The organism is Microbacterium sp. T2.11-28 (assembly GCF_950097975.1).
Lineage (GTDB): Bacteria > Actinomycetota > Actinomycetes > Actinomycetales > Microbacteriaceae > Microbacterium.
This window is the reverse complement of sequence record NZ_CATNHF010000030.1, coordinates 114,011-131,354: the sequence shown is the minus strand read 5'-3', so window position 1 is coordinate 131,354 and position 17,344 is coordinate 114,011. Positions and strand designations below refer to the sequence as shown.

At 73.5% G+C, this 17,344-nt stretch carries 15 protein-coding genes; 8 read left to right on the top strand and 7 right to left on the bottom strand.

The features are described 5' to 3' along the window. Positions 1-22: 22 nt before the first annotated feature. On the top strand, positions 23-3,649 hold the full coding sequence (gene metH, locus QQZ13_RS14440) for a methionine synthase (RefSeq protein ID WP_284530105.1): 3,627 nt from the start codon (positions 23-25) through the stop codon (positions 3,647-3,649). A 44-nt stretch (positions 3,650-3,693) separates the two neighbouring features. Here the strand turns inward: metH and QQZ13_RS14435 are convergent, their stop codons facing one another. Both QQZ13_RS14435 and QQZ13_RS14430 read right to left on the bottom strand, forming a co-directional pair. After that, entirely contained in the window at positions 3,694-4,125 is a 432-nt protein-coding gene (locus QQZ13_RS14435) for a GNAT family N-acetyltransferase (RefSeq protein WP_284530104.1), read from the bottom strand. Positions 4,126-4,155: 30 nt separating this feature from the next. After that, on the bottom strand, positions 4,156-5,541 hold the full coding sequence (locus tag QQZ13_RS14430) for an HNH endonuclease signature motif containing protein (RefSeq protein WP_284530103.1): 1,386 nt from the start codon (positions 5,539-5,541) through the stop codon (positions 4,156-4,158). 121 nt (positions 5,542-5,662) lie between these two features. Here QQZ13_RS14430 and QQZ13_RS14425 point away from each other — a divergent pair, with 121 nt between their 5' ends. Next, on the top strand, positions 5,663-6,148 hold the full coding sequence (locus QQZ13_RS14425; protein ID WP_284530102.1) for a hypothetical protein: 486 nt from the start codon (positions 5,663-5,665) through the stop codon (positions 6,146-6,148). 3 nt (positions 6,149-6,151) lie between these two features. Here QQZ13_RS14425 and QQZ13_RS14420 read toward each other — a convergent pair whose 3' ends face one another. Genes QQZ13_RS14420 through QQZ13_RS14405 form a run of 4 tightly spaced genes read right to left on the bottom strand, consistent with a single transcriptional unit; the run spans position 6,152 to position 10,607 of the window. Continuing rightward, on the bottom strand, positions 6,152-6,550 hold the full coding sequence (locus tag QQZ13_RS14420) for a glucose-6-phosphate dehydrogenase (RefSeq protein WP_284530101.1): 399 nt from the start codon (positions 6,548-6,550) through the stop codon (positions 6,152-6,154). Then, positions 6,547-6,951, bottom strand: coding sequence for a VOC family protein (locus QQZ13_RS14415; RefSeq protein WP_284530100.1), 405 nt, complete (start codon positions 6,949-6,951; stop codon positions 6,547-6,549). Before QQZ13_RS14415 ends, QQZ13_RS14420 begins: the two co-directional genes overlap by 4 nt. A gap of 30 nt (positions 6,952-6,981) precedes the next feature. After that, the gene (locus tag QQZ13_RS14410; RefSeq protein WP_284530099.1) at positions 6,982-10,071 is read right to left on the bottom strand and encodes an ATP-binding cassette domain-containing protein; all 3,090 of its coding nucleotides are present in this window, start codon (positions 10,069-10,071) and stop codon (positions 6,982-6,984) included. Then, positions 10,068-10,607 (bottom strand): hypothetical protein, encoded by a 540-nt coding sequence (locus QQZ13_RS14405; RefSeq protein ID WP_284530098.1) that lies wholly within the window; start codon positions 10,605-10,607, stop codon positions 10,068-10,070. The genes QQZ13_RS14410 and QQZ13_RS14405 overlap by 4 nt, the downstream gene beginning before the upstream one ends. A 65-nt stretch (positions 10,608-10,672) precedes the next feature. Here QQZ13_RS14405 and QQZ13_RS14400 point away from each other — a divergent pair, with 65 nt between their 5' ends. From QQZ13_RS14400 to QQZ13_RS14390, 3 genes are read left to right on the top strand one after another with little or no spacing between them, the layout of a single operon-like run. Then, positions 10,673-11,590: a 1,4-dihydroxy-2-naphthoyl-CoA synthase gene (locus tag QQZ13_RS14400; RefSeq protein ID WP_284530097.1), complete on the top strand. Its 918-nt coding sequence runs from the start codon at positions 10,673-10,675 to the stop codon at positions 11,588-11,590. A gap of 25 nt (positions 11,591-11,615) precedes the next feature. Then, the gene (locus QQZ13_RS14395; protein ID WP_284530096.1) at positions 11,616-12,761 is read left to right on the top strand and encodes an AMP-binding protein; all 1,146 of its coding nucleotides are present in this window, start codon (positions 11,616-11,618) and stop codon (positions 12,759-12,761) included. A gap of 38 nt (positions 12,762-12,799) precedes the next feature. Next, positions 12,800-13,777 (top strand): 1,4-dihydroxy-2-naphthoate polyprenyltransferase, encoded by a 978-nt coding sequence (locus QQZ13_RS14390; protein WP_284530095.1) that lies wholly within the window; start codon positions 12,800-12,802, stop codon positions 13,775-13,777. Positions 13,778-13,823: 46 nt separating this feature from the next. Here QQZ13_RS14390 and QQZ13_RS14385 read toward each other — a convergent pair whose 3' ends face one another. Beyond that, positions 13,824-14,114 carry a DUF4229 domain-containing protein gene (locus tag QQZ13_RS14385; protein ID WP_284530094.1) on the bottom strand — a complete coding sequence of 97 codons (291 nt, stop codon included), beginning with the start codon at positions 14,112-14,114 and terminating at the stop codon, positions 13,824-13,826. Between the two features lie 70 nt (positions 14,115-14,184). Between QQZ13_RS14385 and QQZ13_RS14380 the strand changes: the two genes are divergently transcribed. From QQZ13_RS14380 to QQZ13_RS14370, 3 genes are read left to right on the top strand one after another with little or no spacing between them, the layout of a single operon-like run. Then, on the top strand, positions 14,185-14,604 hold the full coding sequence (locus QQZ13_RS14380) for a PLDc N-terminal domain-containing protein (protein WP_284530093.1): 420 nt from the start codon (positions 14,185-14,187) through the stop codon (positions 14,602-14,604). A gap of 1 nt (position 14,605) precedes the next feature. Further along, positions 14,606-16,408, top strand: coding sequence for a 2-succinyl-5-enolpyruvyl-6-hydroxy-3-cyclohexene-1-carboxylic-acid synthase (menD, locus tag QQZ13_RS14375; protein ID WP_284530092.1), 1,803 nt, complete (start codon positions 14,606-14,608; stop codon positions 16,406-16,408). Positions 16,409-16,439: 31 nt separating this feature from the next. After that, positions 16,440-17,321 (top strand): PPK2 family polyphosphate kinase, encoded by an 882-nt coding sequence (locus tag QQZ13_RS14370; RefSeq protein ID WP_284530090.1) that lies wholly within the window; start codon positions 16,440-16,442, stop codon positions 17,319-17,321. Positions 17,322-17,344 lie beyond the last annotated feature (23 nt).

Genomic DNA, 17,344 nt, shown 5'->3' with positions numbered 1-17,344 from the left:
GCCAGCGTGGGAGAATCGGCCGGTGACTTCGACCGTTCCGCTCCGCCACCCGCTCGACATCGACGCGGCGCCGCGGCCGGAGCGGTCGCAGGCGCTCCTGGACGCCCTGGCGTCGCGCGTCGTCATCGCCGACGGGGCGATGGGGACGATGCTCCAGCGCTACGAGCCGACGCTCGAGGACTACCGCCAGCTCGAGGGCTGCAACGAGATCCTCAATGTCTCGCGCCCCGACCTGATCGCGCGGATCCACGACGACTACCTGGCCGTCGGCATCGACGCGATCGAGACGAACACCTTCGGCGCGAACTGGTCGAACCTGTCGGACTACGGCATCGACGACCGCATCCACGAGCTCGCCGAGGCGGGCGCCCGCATCGCGCGGGAGCGGTGCGAAGCGGCCGAGGCCGTCGACGGCCGGATGCGGTGGGTGCTCGGCTCGATGGGGCCCGGGACCAAGCTGCCCTCGCTCGGCCACACGTCGTACGCGCACCTGAAGGAGACCTTCGCGCTCCAGGCGGAGGGGCTGATCGACGGCGGCGCCGACGCCTTCCTCGTGGAGACCTCGCAGGATCTCCTCCAGACCAAGGCGGCCGTCAACGGGTGCAAGCAGGCCATCGTCGCCCGCGGCGTGCGGCTGCCGATCTTCGTCGAGGTCACCGTCGAGACCACCGGGACGATGCTGATGGGCTCCGAGATCGGCGCGGCGCTGACGGCGCTCGAGCCGCTCGGCGTGGACGCCATCGGCCTCAACTGCGCGACGGGCCCGGCGGAGATGAGCGAGCACCTGCGGCACCTGTCGAAGCACTCGACCGTCACGATCGCGTGCATGCCCAACGCCGGCCTGCCGGTGCTGACGGCCGACGGCGCGTACTACCCGCTCACCCCCGCCGAGCTGGCGACCGCCCACGAGCAGTTCGTGCGGGAGTTCGGCATCGGACTCGTCGGCGGCTGCTGCGGCACCACCCCCGAGCATCTCGCCGCGGTCGTCGAGCGGCTCCGTCCGCTCCCGGCGCCTGCCGGGCGCGCGACGACGGTGGAGCCGGGCGTGGCGTCGCTGTACCAGCACGTGCCGTTCCAGCAGGACGCGTCGTACCTCGCGATCGGCGAGCGGACCAATGCCAACGGCTCGAAGGCCTTCCGGGAGGCGATGCTCGACGGGCGCTGGGACGACTGCGTCGAGATCGCGCGCAACCAGATCCGCGTCGGCGCGCACCTGCTGGACGTCTGCGTCGACTACGTCGGCCGCGACGGGGTCGCCGACATCCGCGAGGTCGTCTCGCGCTTCGCCTCGGCGTCGACCCTGCCTCTCGTGATCGACTCCACCGAGCCCGCCGTCATCGAGGCGGGCCTGGAGCTCATCGGCGGCCGGCCGGTCGTCAACTCCGTCAACTACGAGGACGGCGACGGCGCGGAGTCCCGGTTCGGCCGGATCATGCCGCTCGTCAAGGAGCACGGCACGGCCGTCATCGCGCTGACGATCGACGAGCAGGGTCAGGCGCGCACCGCCGAGGACAAGCTGCGGATCGCGTCGCGGCTCGTCGACGCGCTCGTGGGCGAGTGGGGCATGCGGGTCGAGGACATCATCGTCGACTGCCTCACGTTCCCGATCGCGACCGGGCAGGAGGAGACCCGGCGCGACGCGATCGAGACGATCGAGGCCATCCGCGGACTCGTCGCGAAGTACCCCGGCATCCATACGACCCTCGGCGTGTCGAACGTGTCGTTCGGGCTCAACCCCGCCGCCCGGTCGGTGCTGAACTCGGTGTTCCTCCACGAGGCGACGCAGGCCGGGCTGGACTCCGGGATCATCGACGCCGCCAAGATCGTCCCGCTCGCCTCGATCCCCGACGACCGGCGCCGGGTGGCGCTGGACCTCGTGTGGGATCGGCGCGAGTACGACGCCGACGGCAACCTCACCTACGACCCGCTCGCGGTCATGCTCGACATGTTCGCGGGTGTGGACACGGCGGCGCTGCGCGATCAGCGGGCGGCCGAGCTCGCCGCGCTCCCGGTCGGCGAGCGGCTGCAGCGGCGGATCATCGACGGGGAGCTGAAGGGCCTCGAGGCCGACCTGGACCTCGCCCGGGCGGACGGGATCGCGCCGCTCCAGATCATCAACGACCACCTCCTGGAGGGGATGAAGGTCGTGGGGGAGCGGTTCGGCGCCGGGCAGATGCAGCTGCCGTTCGTGCTGCAGTCCGCGGAGGTCATGAAGACCGCCGTCGCCCTCCTCGAGCCGCACATGGAGAAGTCGAGCGCGTCGGGCAAGGGACGGATCGTCCTGGCGACGGTGCGCGGCGACGTCCACGACATCGGCAAGAACCTCGTCGACATCATCCTGACCAACAACGGCTACGACGTCGTCAACCTCGGCATCAAGCAGCCGATCGCCGACATCATCGCCGCCGCCGAGGAGCACGACGCCGATGTGATCGGGATGTCGGGGCTGCTCGTGAAGTCGACGGTCGTCATGAAGGAGAACCTGCAGGAACTCCAGGCGCGGGGGCTCGCCGGCCGGTGGCCGGTGCTCCTCGGGGGCGCGGCGCTCACCCGCGCCTACGTCGAGGACGACCTGGCAGGGCAGTTCGACGGCGAGGTGCGGTACGCCAAGGACGCGTTCGAGGGCCTCGCGCTGATGGAGCCGCTCGTGCGGGTGGCGCGGGGCGAGAGCCCCGACGCGGTCGGCCTTCCGCCGCTGAAGAAGCGCATCCATCGCGAGGGGTCGCTGCTCACCCTCACCGAGCCGGAGGCGATGCCGGCGCGGTCGGACGTCGCCTCCGACAACGCCGTGCCGTCCCCGCCCTTCTGGGGGACGCGGATCGTGCGGGGGATCGCGCTGGCGGACTATGCGGCTTTCCTCGACGAGCGCGCCACCTTCATGGGGCAGTGGGGCCTGAAGCCCGGGCGCGGCGAGGACGGGCTCTCGTACGAGCAGCTGGTCGAGACGGAGGGGCGCCCGCGGCTGCGCTACTGGCTCGACCGCATCCTCGCCGAGGGCATGCTCGACGCCTCGGTCGCCTACGGCTACTTCCCGGTGGTGGCGGAGGGCGATGACCTCGTCGTGCTCCACCACGGCGACGACCCGGCGGGCGTGATCGGCGCCCGCGGACTGCTCGCACCGGACGGCGGGTCCGGCGGCGCGCCGGGAGAGGACCGGCTGCGCTTCCACTTCCCGCGGCAGCGGCGCGATCGCCACCTGTGCCTGGCGGACTTCGTGCGCTCGCGGGAGTCCGGCGCCGTCGATGTGCTCCCGGTGCAGCTGGTGACCGCTGGGGCGCGCATCGATCAGGTGACCGCGAAACTGTTCGCCGAGGACCGGTACCGCGACTACTACGAGCTCAACGGCCTCGTGATGCAGCTGACGGAGGCGCTCGCCGAGTTCTGGCACGCACGGATCCGCTCGGAACTGGGCTTCGCGGCCGAGGATCCCGCCGACACCGCCGGTCTCTTCAAACTGGAGTACCGCGGTGCGCGTTTCTCGCTCGGGTATCCCGCGTGCCCCGACATGGAGGACCGTCGCAAGGTCGTCGAGCTGCTCCGCCCGGAGCGGATGGGCGTCGAGCTCAGCGAGGAGCTGCAACTGCACCCGGAGCAGTCGACGGATGCGTTCGTCTTCCACCACCCCGAGGCGAAGTACTTCTCGGTCTGAGGTCCCGGTCTATCCACGCGCTATCCCTCGCGCTATCCCTCGCGCTATCCCTCGCGGGTGCGGATCATCCAGGCGAGCGGCCCGGACAGCTCGTCGAACCCGAACGGCCGGTAGACGCCCTGTGCGTCGGCGGTGGCGAGCAGCACCCGTCGGATGCGGAGGCCGTCCAGTTCGGCCATCACGCCGTCGATCAGCCGCGCGCCGATGCCCTGGCCGCGCAGCTCGGCGTCGACGAAGACGTCGCACAGCCACGCGAAGAACACGCCGTCCGTGACGACGCGCGCGTACGCGACCTGTCTTCCGGTGTCGCTGTCGTACACGCCGTAGTTGCGGGAGGCGTCCATCGCGGCGTCGTGCTTCTCGCGCGGGCGACCCTTCGCCCAGTAGGCCTCCTCGCTGAGCCACCGGTGCACGAGCGCGCGGTCGACGCGTTCGGTGTCAGCGGAGAAGACGTACGTGGGCGAGCTGGAGGCCATGGCTCGACTGTACGGGGCCCGGCCCGGTGCTCAGTCCTGGAGACCGGGTGGCGGGTCGGCGTCGGCGACGAACCGCACGGTCGGTGCGGGCCGATCCACATACGACCGTCCCGCGGGGCTCTGCCATCGCAGCCGCCCGCGGCCGAGCTGTTCGACACGCCACTGCGATCGGTGCTTCAGCACGTGGTGCCGACGGCAGAGGGTCGCGAGGTTGTCTTCGCTGGTCCCGCCGCCGTGCGCGTGGTCGACCGTGTGATCGGCGTCGCAGCGATGAACCGGCTGGCGGCACCCGACGAACCGGCAGTGCTCGTCGCGGGCCCGCAGGAAACGGCGCAGCTGCTCGGAGGGGCGGTAGCGATCGACAGCGAGCACCGATCCATCGACGGGGCTCGTCATCACGCGATCCCATCCCGACGCGGCACCGGCGAGTTCGAGCGCCTGCGAGAGAGGGATCGGACCGTAGCCCGCGAGCAGGCAGGGTTCCCGAGACGCTCCCAGGACCGTCAGCACCGGCACCGTCACCTGCACCTGCGCGGTGATGCGACCCAGGTCGCCGCCGGCGTCGGCATGCCCGGTGCCGTGGGCGGTGTTGTGGGCGGTGGGAGCGCCGCCGAGCAGGAGGTCGGCGAACACGTCGGCGCGCAGCTGGTCCATCGTCCGGCGTCCGGCTTCGCCCGAGCGGTTCTCACCGTCGTCGTCGATCTGGTCGGTCTCGTCGGTCCCGGCCATGCCGCCATCGTCGCCGTGTCCGTCCGCCACGCGTTCGGCCGCGTCGACCTCGTGTGCGATCGCCGTCAGTCGATCCCGAATTCCGTAGGCCAGCACCGCCGGAAGATCCGCCAGGATGCGCGCCATGCCGTCGTCGAGATCGTTCACGACCACTCGGCGACCGCTGCGGACGCGCTCGTGACGGTCGTGGAGTGACTCCGGGTGCGCGTGCTCGGCCAGCGCTCGCGCGGCCGGTCGGAGCTGCGCGGCCGTCACGTCGACAGCCAGGGCGAGCGCCCGCGTCTCGAACCATTCGCGCGCCGCATCGTCGACCACGGGGGCACCCGCCTCGACGATCGCGGCGACGTGTGCGCGGCTGACCTCTCCTGCGCTCCACGCGGCCAGCGTCGCGGGGAACAGGTGCGCCAGTGAGGCTGCGGCATCGAGCTGCCCCTGGAGGGTGCGGTCGGACAGGTGAAGTGCCGCGCCGAGCTGCGCCGCCAGGTCGCGCAGCTCGAGGTCACCTGTTCTCGAAGAGGCGCCGGGCAACGACTCGGCCAGTTCGCGCGCCCAGTGATGCGCCTCTGCGAACACCGCCGTCAGCGCGGCCTGCGACCGCGCAACCGCACGGTGCGCCTCGACTGCGCGCGTGACGAACGCGTCCGCCGCGGCGGTGTGGCCCTCGAGGCCGGATCCGGTGTTCGTCATGACCCCATCCTCGCGCCTCGAGGAGCCGAGTTTCGAAGATTTGTTCGATCTGTGGATAACTCGTCGGCACTCTTTCGAGATGTCGGCGGTGGTCGCGACACTGTCCTCGTGGAGGCGGAGAATGCGAAGGATCCTGACCGCGGCGCTGATCGCCGGAGCGCTGTGCGCCGTCGCCGGATGCAGCGCCGCACCGCTGGTCGGCGAGGGAGTGGCCTGCGCGTCATGGGTCGCCTACGAGACCGACGAGCAGCGGGCGGCCGCCGCAGACCTCGTGATCGTCGCGACCGGCATCGAGCGCGACGGCACGATGTCGATCCTCGGCTACGACGCCAATGCCTACACCGTGCGCGTCGCCGAGGTCGAGAAGGGCACGGTGGACGGCGGTGCCGGCACGAGCCTGCGCGTGGGATCGACGGCCGACTCCTGTTCGGGCCGGCCCTACGGCGACGGCGATCAGATGCTGCAGGCCGAGCCGCTGCGCCTGTTCCTCACACGCGCCGAGTCCGGCTGGACCACGCTGACGCCCTTCGACGGCGCACGGCCGGTCGACGACGGCGCGACCTCACGCCCGTCACCGGGGCCCTCGACCCCGGCGCCCGACGACTGACGCTCAGCCCACCCGCTGACCGCACATGCCGCACACGCCAGTGGCCGGCACCTCGACGAAGCAGTCCGGGCAGAAGACCGCCGGCCGTTCCGGGACGGTCGGAGCCGCGACCCGGGTGGACGAGGCGGCTCGTGGCGCGCGGCGCTCGCGCGGAGCTTTCGCCGCCGGTTCGGGCCGGGTGGCGATCACCGGGCGATGCGCCAGGCAGTAGAGACGGACGAAGCCCGCCGGGTTGTTGGGGTGCCGATGCTTGACGACCCAGAGCTCCTCGCGCTCCCGCACCTCGGAGGACGGGCCGCAGGTCGCACACCGGGTCGCTTCGCCAGGAACCGCCTCCGACGCGCGCAGCGGGGTGTCGAACGGGATGGCATCGCGCCAGTCGGAGGAGTTCCTGATCTTCATGACCCCTCCAGCTTCCCACGGTGCGCCGTCCAGCCCGACCAGTCGGCGGCGTCGATCACGCAGAACCGGTTGCCCTCTGGGTCCTCCATGATCACGTAATCGGCATCGGCAGGCCGCTTGTCCCAGTGCACCTCGCGGGCGCCGAGGGCGCTCAGGCGCGCGACCTCCGCGGACTGGTCCTCGGCGTAGAGATCCAGGTGGATGCGCGGCGGGAGGATACGCGGCGCGGCCACGGCGTCGAGCGAGATGTTCGGGCCGGCGCCCGGTCCCGCGGCGGGGTGGAGCAGGGCGAAGTCCTCGTCGATCGGCTCGCGGGCGACGTAGTCGAGCGCGGCCGTCCAGAACGCGATCTCCGCGGCGAGGTCGTCGACGCGGATGACGATCGATCCGATGGTGAGCATGGCGCCTCCGACGGCCACGCTACCCGGCGGTCACCGGCGGGTGAAGGCCTGTCGCGTCACCGGGGAGGTCGCCGAGGAGACGACCGGGGAGGCCACCGAGGAGACGACAGGGGAGACCACGGGCTTCGCGCGGCGCAGCGACGACAGCACCGCGCGGCCGACGAGCAGGAGACCGATCACGGTGGTGACGGCGCGCAGGGTGTCCCAGGTCGCCGTGGAGGTGACGAGCGAGTAGACCAGGAAGTTGCCGAGGTTCTCGGCAAGCGACCCGCCCGGCACGTACGAGATGCTCGTCCCGGCGCCGACGGCGAACGGCCAGAACCACATGTTCATCACCAGGCCGAAGAGGTACGACGAGACGATGCCGTAGGCGCACAGCATGGCGATCTCCCCCGCACCGCGCACGCGCCGCGGCAGCAGGCCGGCGCCCGCCCCGACCCAGCCGCAGGCGAACATCTGGAACGGCAGCCAGGGACCGATCCCGCCCCACATGACCGCGGACAGTGCGATCGCCGCCGCCCCGAGGAGCAGCCCGAAGCGCGGGCCGAAGGCGCGGCCGGCGAGGATGAGCAGCACGAACAGCGCCTCGACGCCGCCGACTCCGGTGCTCGCGATCCGTACGGCCGCGCCGACGGCGGCCAGGACTGCCAGCAGCGCGAGCGTGTGCGCCGAGCGCACCGACGCATCGAGCGCGGCGAGCACGAGGACGACCGCCAGCGGCGCCAGCGACAGCGCGATGTAGGGCACCGCCGCCTGTGCCTGCGCGGGCACGGCCGACGCCACGAGCGGCCACAGGAATGCGGCGACCGCGACCAGCTGGGCGCCGACGAGGGCGATCGCGCGCCCGCGCAGCCCCCGTCGGCGCGGGCCCCGGACGGGCGTGGGGGTCGCCGCCGCCGCGGTCGGCGCGTGCGCCGGCACCGGGCGGTCGTGCGCCTGCACCGGGCGATCCCGCGCCTGCACCGGGCGATCCCGCGCCTCAGCCTCGGCTTCCTGCGCCGCGGCGTGGGACTCGGGCGCCGCATCGTCCCACAGCGGCCCCTCGGCATCCGCCGTCAGCGCCCCGGACGTCAGCGCTCCGGACGTCAGCGCTCCGGACGTCATCGTGATCACGCGGTCGGCGAGGCCGGCGGCGAAGGCCGCGTCGTGGGTGGCGAACATCACCGCCGTCCCGGCATCCGCCGCTGCCCGCAGGGTGCGCTGCACGAGGTCGCGGGCGGCGGGATCGAGTCCGCGCGTCGGCTCGTCGACGAGGAGCACGGCCGGGCGGTGAGCCGTCTGCAGAGCGATCGCGAGACAGCGGCGCTCGCCGGCGGAGAGGTCGCGCGGGTGCCGTGTGCTCAGCGTGCGCGCGTCGTCGTCCCGGCCGAGCAGCGCAGCGAACCGGGAGAGCGTCGTGCCCGGCGTCGCGCCGGCGCGCCGGTCGACGCGACGGCACTCCGCGCCGACGATCTCGCGGACGAACAGGTCGTCGGACGCGTCGGGGACGAGCGCGACCCGTCGCCCGGGGGAGGGAGCGCCGCCGGTGCCGGTCGCGAGCGCGGCCAGCAGGCTCGACTTGCCGGCGCCGTTCGCGCCCACGAGGGCGACGCGCTCGCCGGCGCGGAGCGTCACTGCGGCGCCGTCGACGGCCAGCCGGTCGCCGTGCCGCACGGTCACGCCGGGCGCGTCGAGCACCACGGGACGCTCGAGCACCTCTGCACCCTCGAGCACCACGGGACGCTCGCGCACCCCCGCACCCTCGAGCATCCCTGCACCCTCGAGCATCCCTGCACCCTCGAGCACCCCTGCACCCTCGCGCACCCCCGCACCCTCGAGCACCTCCGCATCCGCCGCGTCCGCCTCGCGAGGACGCACCCCCGGCTCCGGATGCGGCACGCCGCTGTCCGTGCGCGCGCGCTCGCCGACGTCGCCGCCGTCGATCCACAGCACCCGGTCGGCGACGCCGGCGAGCGCGTCGGTGCGGTGCTCGGCGACGACGACGCAGATGCCCGCCTCGTGCGCGAGCGCGCCGAGGAGGGTGACGATGCGCCGCCGGGAGGCCGCGTCGAGGTCGGCGAGGGGCTCGTCGACCAGCAGCAGCACGGGGTGCTCCACGATCGCGGCGGCGATCGCGACGAGCGTCGCCTCGCCGGCGGAGAGCCCGCGCACGCGGCGCCCGAGCAGCGGGACGATCCCCACCCGGGCGGCGACCTCGCGCACGCGCGCGGCGCGCAGGACCGGCGCGACCGCCCGCAGCTCCAGGCTCAGTCCGATCTCGTCGTCCACCCGCTCGGTGGCGAACGCCTCGCGCGGATGCTGGAGGACGACGCCCACCGTCCGCGCCGTGTCGCGCGGGGGCGTGGTCGCGCGGTCGTGGCCGACGACGCGGACCTCGCCCGAGAGCGTGCCGCCGTCGACGTGGGAGTGCAGGCCGCTGAGGGCGCGCAGGAGCGTGGACTTGCCCGATCCGGTCGGTCCGCCGAGCACGACCATCTCGCCCGGGGCGAGCGCCAGGGCGGGGGCATGCACGACCGTGCCGTCTCGGCGACTCCCGCCGCGCGTGCGGCCGTCGAATCCCGCCCGGAGCTCGGTGACGTCGACGGGGTGCGCGCAGTCCCCGTCGAGAGCCCGCCCCGCGTAGCCGCGCAGCTCCAGCGCCGCCGCCACGGCCGTGGCGCGCTCGATCGTGCGCTCCAGCACCGGCGCGAGGATCCGCGCCCCCGGGCGCTCGCCGCGCAGCCGCTGCGCGAAGCGGACCGCGCGCACCGCGTCCACGAGCGCCGGCAGCGTCGCCCACGCGACCGAGAGCGCGCGGGCGAGACCGCGCAGCGGGCCGGTGCGCGCGCCGCGGGCCAGCAGCCGCGGCACGTCGAGGAGGGCGTTGAGGACTCCGAAGGCGAGGATGACGCCCGCGATCGGCAGCGCCGACGACGCGGCCGTCCACAGCCCGCCCGAGGTCACCGGCCCGAACAGCTCCACGTGACCGAGGGGCGGGGGCAGCCGCAGCGCCGGCAGGTCGAGCAGGAGCGTCCCCGCGCCGTCGGCGCCGTGGAACAGCACCCGGTAGACGACCCGGACCGCGATGAAGCCGACGGCCAGTGCGGCCGCCGCTCGCAGCGGTCCGGGTCGGAAGCTCACGACGTGGGCGCGGCCGGCGCACCGTCGAGGGTGAACAGCAGGCCGATGCTCTCGCCGGGCTGGGCGCGCAGCGTGGCGACGCCCTCCTCGGCGTACGCCCACTCACCGCCGGCGGGCTTGACCCACAGCGCCCAGTAGCCGAAGCCGGGGGGAGTGCTGGCGCACGTCTCGACGTACTCGGGATCCTCCGTCGACCCCAGCGGCTCGTCGGCGGACGGCAGCCCGTTCACACGGCAGATGAAGTCCGGGTACTCGTCGGTGCCCTGGAGGGTGACCTCGGCATCCTCCAGGAGGTCGGCGACCGCGATCTGCTCGTCGGCCGGGCGGCACCACTCCTGCGCCGAACCTCCGGGCAGGGCCGACGCGTCGACCGACAGCGTCACGCCGGAGTCGTCCGCGCAGGCGCCCTCCGTCACCGCCGCAGCGGTCGTGGGGGTGGGCGTCTCTGCGGGCTCGGTCGTCGCGGTGCAGGCGGCGAGGGAGAGCGCGAGGGCGGTGGCCGAGGCCAGGGCGAGGAGGCGGGTCTGCAGGGTCACCGGTCCAGGGTAGGGCGTGGCGGCCCGGCCGCGTCGCCGCGTGACGCTCCGCGTAGGCTGGGGACATGGCCGACTCCGCGTCTTCGTCCGTCTCCGAGCTGTTCGATCCGGCCGAGTGGGCGCCGGCGCCGGGAAGCGACGCGTACACCGACATCACGTCGCACGTCTCGCTCGACGGCCGCGTCGCGCGCATCGCCTTCGACCGCCCCGAGGTGCGCAACGCCTTCCGCCCGCACACCGTCGACGAGCTCTATCGGGCGCTCGACCTCGCCCGGCAGGATCCCCGGATCGGCGTGGTCCTCCTCACCGGCAACGGTCCGAGTCCCAAGGACGGCGGCTGGGCGTTCTGCTCCGGCGGGGACCAGCGCATCCGGGGACGGGACGGCTACAAGTACTCCGAGACCGACGCGGTCACCGACCCCGCCCGGGCCGGACGGCTCCACATCCTCGAGGTGCAGCGCCTCATCCGCTTCATGCCGAAGGTCGTCATCGCCGTCGTCCCGGGGTGGGCGGCCGGGGGCGGGCACTCCCTGCACGTCGTCTGCGACCTGTCGATCGCCTCGGCCGAGCACGGGCGCTTCAAGCAGACCGATGCCGACGTGGGCTCGTTCGACGCGGGGTACGGCTCGGCCTACATGGCCCGCCAGGTCGGTCAGAAGTTCGCCCGCGAGGTCTTCTTCCTCGCGGAGGAGTACTCCGCCCAGCGCGCCTACGAGATGGGCGCGGTGAACCGCGTCGCCCCGCACGCGGAGCTCGAGCGGGAGGCGCTCGCGATGGCGCGGACCATCCTCACCAAGTCCCCGACCGCCATCCGCATGCTCAAGTTCGCGTTCAACGCCGTCGACGACGGTCTCGTCGGCCAGCAGGTGTTCGCGGGCGAGGCCACGCGCCTGGCCTACGGCACCGACGAAGCCGTGGAGGGGCGGGACTCGTTCCTCGAGAAGCGCGACCCGGACTGGTCCGCGTTCCCGTACCACTACTGAGGCGGGGCGGGATGGGGCGCAGGCGATGAGAGCGGAGCCGGTCGAGGGCGACGACCCTCGCGCGGTGCTCCGCGGGCTGCGCGGGGCGGTCCTCGGCGCCGGTCCGGCGATCACCCTCGGCGGCGGCGTGCCGGCCGGTGAGGTGCCCTCCGGCACGGCCGTCATCGTCACGACGTCGGGGTCGACCGGTCACCCCAAGTCGGTCGTGCTCAGCAGATCGGCGCTGACCTCCAGTGCGCTGGCCACGGCGGACCGGATCGGCTCGGGTGCCTGGCTCCTCGCGCTCCCGGCCGGCTACATCGCCGGCGTGCAGGTGCTCGTGCGCGCGCTCGTCTCGGGCAGGGAGCCCGCGATCCTGGCGGGCTCGTTCTCCGCCCACGCCTTCGCCGCCGCCGCGGGCGCCATGGCCTCCAGCGACGGTGGCGCCGCCGTGCCCATGTACACCTCGCTCGTGCCGGCGCAGCTGCAGACCCTCCTCGACGCCGAGGACGACGGCGTCCGCACGGGCCTGCGGCGCTTCGAGGCGGTGCTGGTGGGCGGGCAGGCCCTGGCGGCGCCGCTGGCCGAGCGTGCGCAGGCGGCGGGTGTCCGGGTGGTCCGCACCTACGGGGCGAGCGAGACGAGCGGCGGCTGCGTGTACGACGGCGTGCCCCTGGACGGTGTCGCGGTCCGCATCGACGACGGCGAGGTGCAGGTGGCCGGACCCGTGCTGGCCGAGGGCTACCTGGGCGAGCCGGAGCGCACGGCGGCGGCCTTCGTGCACGACGCCGCGGGGCGGCGGTGGTACCGGACGGGCGACCTCGGCACCTTCGACGGCGTGCTGCGGGTCACCGGTCGCCGAGACAACGTGATCGTCTCGGGCGGCGTCAACGTGTCGCTGGACCGCGTCGAACGGCTGGTGCGCACGCTCCCGGGCCTCAGCGGTGCCGTCGTGGTCGCGGTGGCGGACGAGCGGTGGGGGGAGGCATCCGTCATCGCCGTCCCCGCGGCGGATCTCGCCGGGACGGACGTCGTCGCCCTGTTGCGCGAGGTGCGGTCCGCCGTCGGCGAGGCGCTCGGCGCCCCCGCACGCCCGCGCGCGATCCTGCCGGTGCCGGCGATCCCGCTGCTGCCCTCGGGCAAGCCGGACCGGGCAGCGCTGCGGGCGGCGGCGGCCCGCGCCGCGGTGTGAACGGGCGCCCATACGGCGGCGCAATAGGATGATCGATCGTGGCAGCGAGCACCCGTAAGAAGAAGTCCGGCGGCGCGAAGAAGCAGCGTCCGCGCGGCAACCCGCAGAAGGCGCAGGCCTCCGGCGACCCGCGTCATGTCGACCCGGCGACGCTCGGCGACTGGATCGCCGCGGCACGCCTGCGGACCCTGCCGCTGGCGATCGCCCCGGTCGTGATCGGCACGGGTGCGGCGCGGGTCATCGACAACCGCTTCCACTGGGTCATCGCGCTCGCGTGCCTGGTCGTGGCCCTGGCGCTGCAGATCGGCGTCAACTTCGCCAACGACTACAGCGACGGCATCCGCGGCACCGACGACCACCGGGTCGGTCCGGCGCGGCTGACCGCATCGCGCAAGGCGAGCCCGCGCGCCGTCCTCGCCGTCGCCCTCGCCTTCTTCGGGATCGCCGCCGCAGCGGGCATCGCGATCGTCGTGCGCACCGGCCACTGGTGGCTCCTGCTCGTGGGGGCCGTGTGCATCGTCGCCGCCTGGTTCTACACCGGCGGCAAGCGCCCGTACGGCTACTACGGCCTCGGCGAGCTGTTCGTCTTCGTCTTCTTCGGGCTCGTGGCCACGCTCGGCACGACCTTCGTCCAGGCGGGTGCCGTGCCGGATGAGGCGTGGTTCGGCGCGGTCGCAGCGGGGCTGCTCGCCTGCGCGGTGCTGCTGGCCAACAACCTCCGCGACCTCGAGCAGGACCGCCTCGCGGGCAAGCGCACGCTGTCGGTGCTGATCGGCAAGCGCGCCACGCAGATCCTGTTCACCGTGCTGATCCTGGTGCCCTTCGCGATCGCGGCGGTGCTGGCCCTGGTGTACCCGATCGCGTGGCTGTCGCTGCTGGGGCTGCTGCCGGCGCTGGCGGCGGTGCTCATCGTGTGGACCTACCGCGACCCGCGGGAGCTGGTCGTCGCGCTCAGCGTCACGTCGCTGACATCGCTCGCCTACGCCGGGTTCCTGTTCTGGGCCTTCGTCGGCTGACGCGCGGGAACCGCCCGCGCAGCCGTCTCGCGGTGTCCGCAGGGCGTCAGTGCGCCGGACTGTCGTCGCCGACGGCGTCCTCGACGTCCTCGTCGCTGGGCTCGCGCCGCCGCGCGCCCTCCGGTCGCCGGGAGCGGCGGGCCGCGAGGTCGGCCGACAGGTCGTCGAGCGGCCGGCGCAGGAACAGGGTCGACAGGCTCAGCCCGATGAGGGCGGCGAAGATGGCCGACAGCCAGTACAGCTCCCGCATGACCGGGATCAGCATCATGATCCCGAACGGGACGAAGAAGGCCGCGAGTCGCAGGACCGAGTACACCAGAGCCGACCGCGCACGCATGCCTCCAGCTTACGCCGAGCACCCAGCGTCTTCGGAGGCCGGGTCTCCCCCCGGAGCCTAGGATGGAGACGTGGCGCGTGTGTACCTCATCCTGGCGCTGTTGGCGATCACTTTCTGGGTCTACAGCATCGTCGACTGCGCGCTCCAGCCGCCCACGCGGCACCGCGGCGTGAGCAAGCCGGTCTGGCTCGTCATCGTCGTGCTGCTCCCCGTGGTGGGAGGGATCCTCTGGTTCGCCATCGGCCGTGCGCGCCGGGCGAGCGCGATCATGTTCCGCGCGCCTGACGACGACCCCGAGTTCCTCGGGCGCATCGGCACCATCAGCGACCAGGACGAGCGCATCCGCCGCCTGGAGGAGGAGCTCGCCGCACTCGATTCCGAGGCCGACGAGCCGGGCGACGCCGGTCATGAGGACGGGACCGATCATCCGGGTCCGCCCGCGGACGGCGATGTCGACGGCACGCCGGGCCCCCGCGGCACCCACAGCTGACATGGGTGCGGATCCGACGGCGGGACGCGCGCCGGCGACCGACGCCGCGGCCGCGCTGCTCGGCCGACTGGTCGAGCTCGGTGTCGCCCATGTGATCGTCAGCCCCGGTTCGCGTTCGCAGGCGCTCGCGCTGGTGGCCGCGGAGCTGGAGGCGCGCGGGCTCATCCGCCTGCACGTGCGCATCGACGAGCGGGTGGCGGGGTTCACCGCACTCGGCATCGGGCGCGAGACGCGGACGCCCGCCGTGGTGGTGTGCACGTCGGGCACCGCGACGGCCAACCTCCTCCCCGCCGCCCTGGAGGCCCACCACGCCGGGGTGCCCCTGCTGCTGCTGACCGCCGACCGTCCGCCGGAGTTGCGCGGGGTGGGCGCCAACCAGACCACCCGCCAGCCGGGCATGTACAGCCTCAGCACGCGGTACGAGGCGGACCTGCCGGTGCCCGAGAGCATCGACGACGGCACGGGGGAGCAGTCGGCCATGCTCCGCGGCGTCGCCGACGACGCGATGGCCGCCGCCCTCGGAGCGGGCACCCGCCAGGCCGGGCCCGTGCACCTGAACCTTCCCTACCGCGAGCCGCTCGCCGGCGCGGTGCCGCCGTGGCTCGGCGCGCCCGCGGACGAGCACACGCCGGCCGTGCCGGCCGAGGACCGCGTGGACGCCGACCCGGTCGAGGCCGACCCGTCCGGTGCGCTGTACCAGGGCGGCGGAGGGATCGGCGAGGCCGATCTGCCGACCGACCCCGACACCGATCCGCTCGTGCTCGAGCGCGGACCGCGCACCGTGGTCGTCGCGGGCGCCGACGCCGGACCCGCGGCGGAGGAACTCGCCCACCGCGGCGGATGGCCGCTGGTGGCCGAGGTCGTCAGCGGCGCGCGCTTCGGCCGTCATCTCGTGCACGGCTACCGGCGGCTGCTCGCCGATGCCGGCCTCGGCGGCCGCGTCGAGCGCGCGGTCGTGTTCGGGCACCCCACGCTCAGCCGAGAGGTCGTCGCCCTGCTGTCGCGGCCCGAGGTGGAGGTGATCGCGGTGCGCGGTCCCGGCGAGCCGCTCAACCTCAACGGGTGCACGATCCCCGCCGATGCGGTCGTCGCCGCGGCCGGCGACGCCGATCGCGAGTGGCTGGGGGCCTGGATGCGCGCGTCGCGGGCGCAGGCCGTGGATCTCAGCCCGCCCGCCCCCGACGCCGACGGGCTGGCGTCCGCCGTGCCGCAGGAGCGGCTGAGCGCGATCGCCGCCGAGCTCGGCGCCATCCGCGCCCCCATCGACCGGGCCGTCCTCGTCGATGCGGTGTGGCGCGCGACCTGGCCGCACGACCGGCTGCTGTTCGCCGCGTCGCGGCTCGTGCGGGTGGCGGACGAGGTGCTGCCCGGCAAGAAGGTGCCGGTGCACGCCAACCGCGGCCTCGCCGGGATCGACGGCACCGTGGCGACGGGCATCGGCGTCGCGCTGGCCAGCCAGAGCGACGGGCGGCCGGGAGTGACCCGCGTGCTCGTGGGCGACCTCGCGCTCCTCCACGACGTCGGCGCGCTGCTGCTGCCGGTCGGCGAGACTGCGCCGCGCGTGCAGATCATCGTGGGCAACGACGGCGGGGGCACGATCTTCGACGGGCTCGAGGTGGCCGCGGTGGCGGGGGAGTCCGCGCGCACGCGGGTCCTGTACACCCCGCAGGAGGTGCGGATCGATCAGCTGGCCGCCGCCTACGGCGCGCAGTACGAGCGCGTCGAGACCCGGACGGCGCTGGATCAGGCGCTCACCGGCGCGGTCTCCGGCATCCAGGTCATCGAGGTCGCCCTCACCCGGTGACGCGCACGGCGCCGTCCGACATGATGTGTCCATGACAGCGAAGAGTCAGCATCACTGGACCGCCGACCCGACGACGCTCCTGCGCGTCGGCGAGGGATTCCGCCTGGCCGACGTCGACCCCGACGCCACCCCCGGCTACGAGGGTGCGAAGAAGCACGCCCAGGCGGACCTCGAGACCGGCGCGGAGCAGTTCGACGAGCTGCAGGAGCGGCTGTTCGCACAGAGCCGGGTGGCGGAGGAGGCGGACGGGGCTGAGCGGCCCGCGTCGGTCCTGCTGGTGCTGCAGGCGATGGACTCGGCGGGCAAGGGCGGCATCGTCCGTCACGTCATCGGCGCCACCGACCCGCAGGGCATCCATCTGAAGGCCTTCAAGAAGCCCACCGAGGAGGAGCTCGCCCACGACTTCCTGTGGCGCATCGAGCGGGAGGTCCCGAAGGCCGGCTACATCGGCGTGTTCGACCGTTCCCACTACGAGGACGTCCTCATCGGGCGGGTGCGCGAGCTCGCCCCGCCCGAGGAGATCGAGCGCCGCTACGGGGCGATCGTGGACTTCGAGAAGCGGCTGACCGACGGCGGCGTCCACATCGTCAAGGTCATGCTCCACATCTCCCCGGAGGAGCAGAAAGCGCGGCTGATGGAGCGCCTCGAGCGTCCCGACAAGCACTGGAAGTACAACCCGGGCGACGTCGACGAGCGTCAGCTGTGGCCCGCCTACATGGACGCCTACCAGCGGGTCTTCGACCGCACGTCCACCGACGAGGCGCCGTGGCATGTGGTCCCCGCCAACGCCAAGTGGTACGCGCGGCTGGCGGTGCAGGCGCTCCTGCTGGACGTGCTGGAGGAGATCGACCCGCAGTGGCCGGCCGCGACCTTCGACGTCGAGGCCGAGAAGGCGCGGCTGGCGGCGACCTGATCGCGCTGCGGGGCATTCGCGCC

Bases quoted from the DNA above. Each gene is read 5' to 3' on its own strand.
- QQZ13_RS14430 (WP_284530103.1), bottom strand. From the start codon at position 5,541: ATGACGAACACCGGATCCGGCCTCGAGGGCCACACCGCCGCGGCGGAC.
- QQZ13_RS14385 (WP_284530094.1), bottom strand. From the start codon at position 14,114: ATGCGTGCGCGGTCGGCTCTGGTGTACTCGGTCCTGCGACTCGCGGCC.
- QQZ13_RS14370 (WP_284530090.1), top strand. From the start codon at position 16,440: ATGACAGCGAAGAGTCAGCATCACTGGACCGCCGACCCGACGACGCTC.
- QQZ13_RS14400 (WP_284530097.1), top strand. From the start codon at position 10,673: ATGGCCGACTCCGCGTCTTCGTCCGTCTCCGAGCTGTTCGATCCGGCC.
- QQZ13_RS14425 (WP_284530102.1), top strand. From the start codon at position 5,663: ATGCGAAGGATCCTGACCGCGGCGCTGATCGCCGGAGCGCTGTGCGCC.
- QQZ13_RS14415 (WP_284530100.1), bottom strand. From the start codon at position 6,951: ATGCTCACCATCGGATCGATCGTCATCCGCGTCGACGACCTCGCCGCG.
- menD (WP_284530092.1), top strand. From the start codon at position 14,606: ATGGGTGCGGATCCGACGGCGGGACGCGCGCCGGCGACCGACGCCGCG.
- QQZ13_RS14435 (WP_284530104.1), bottom strand. From the start codon at position 4,125: ATGGCCTCCAGCTCGCCCACGTACGTCTTCTCCGCTGACACCGAACGC.
- QQZ13_RS14395 (WP_284530096.1), top strand. From the start codon at position 11,616: ATGAGAGCGGAGCCGGTCGAGGGCGACGACCCTCGCGCGGTGCTCCGC.
- QQZ13_RS14420 (WP_284530101.1), bottom strand. From the start codon at position 6,550: ATGAAGATCAGGAACTCCTCCGACTGGCGCGATGCCATCCCGTTCGAC.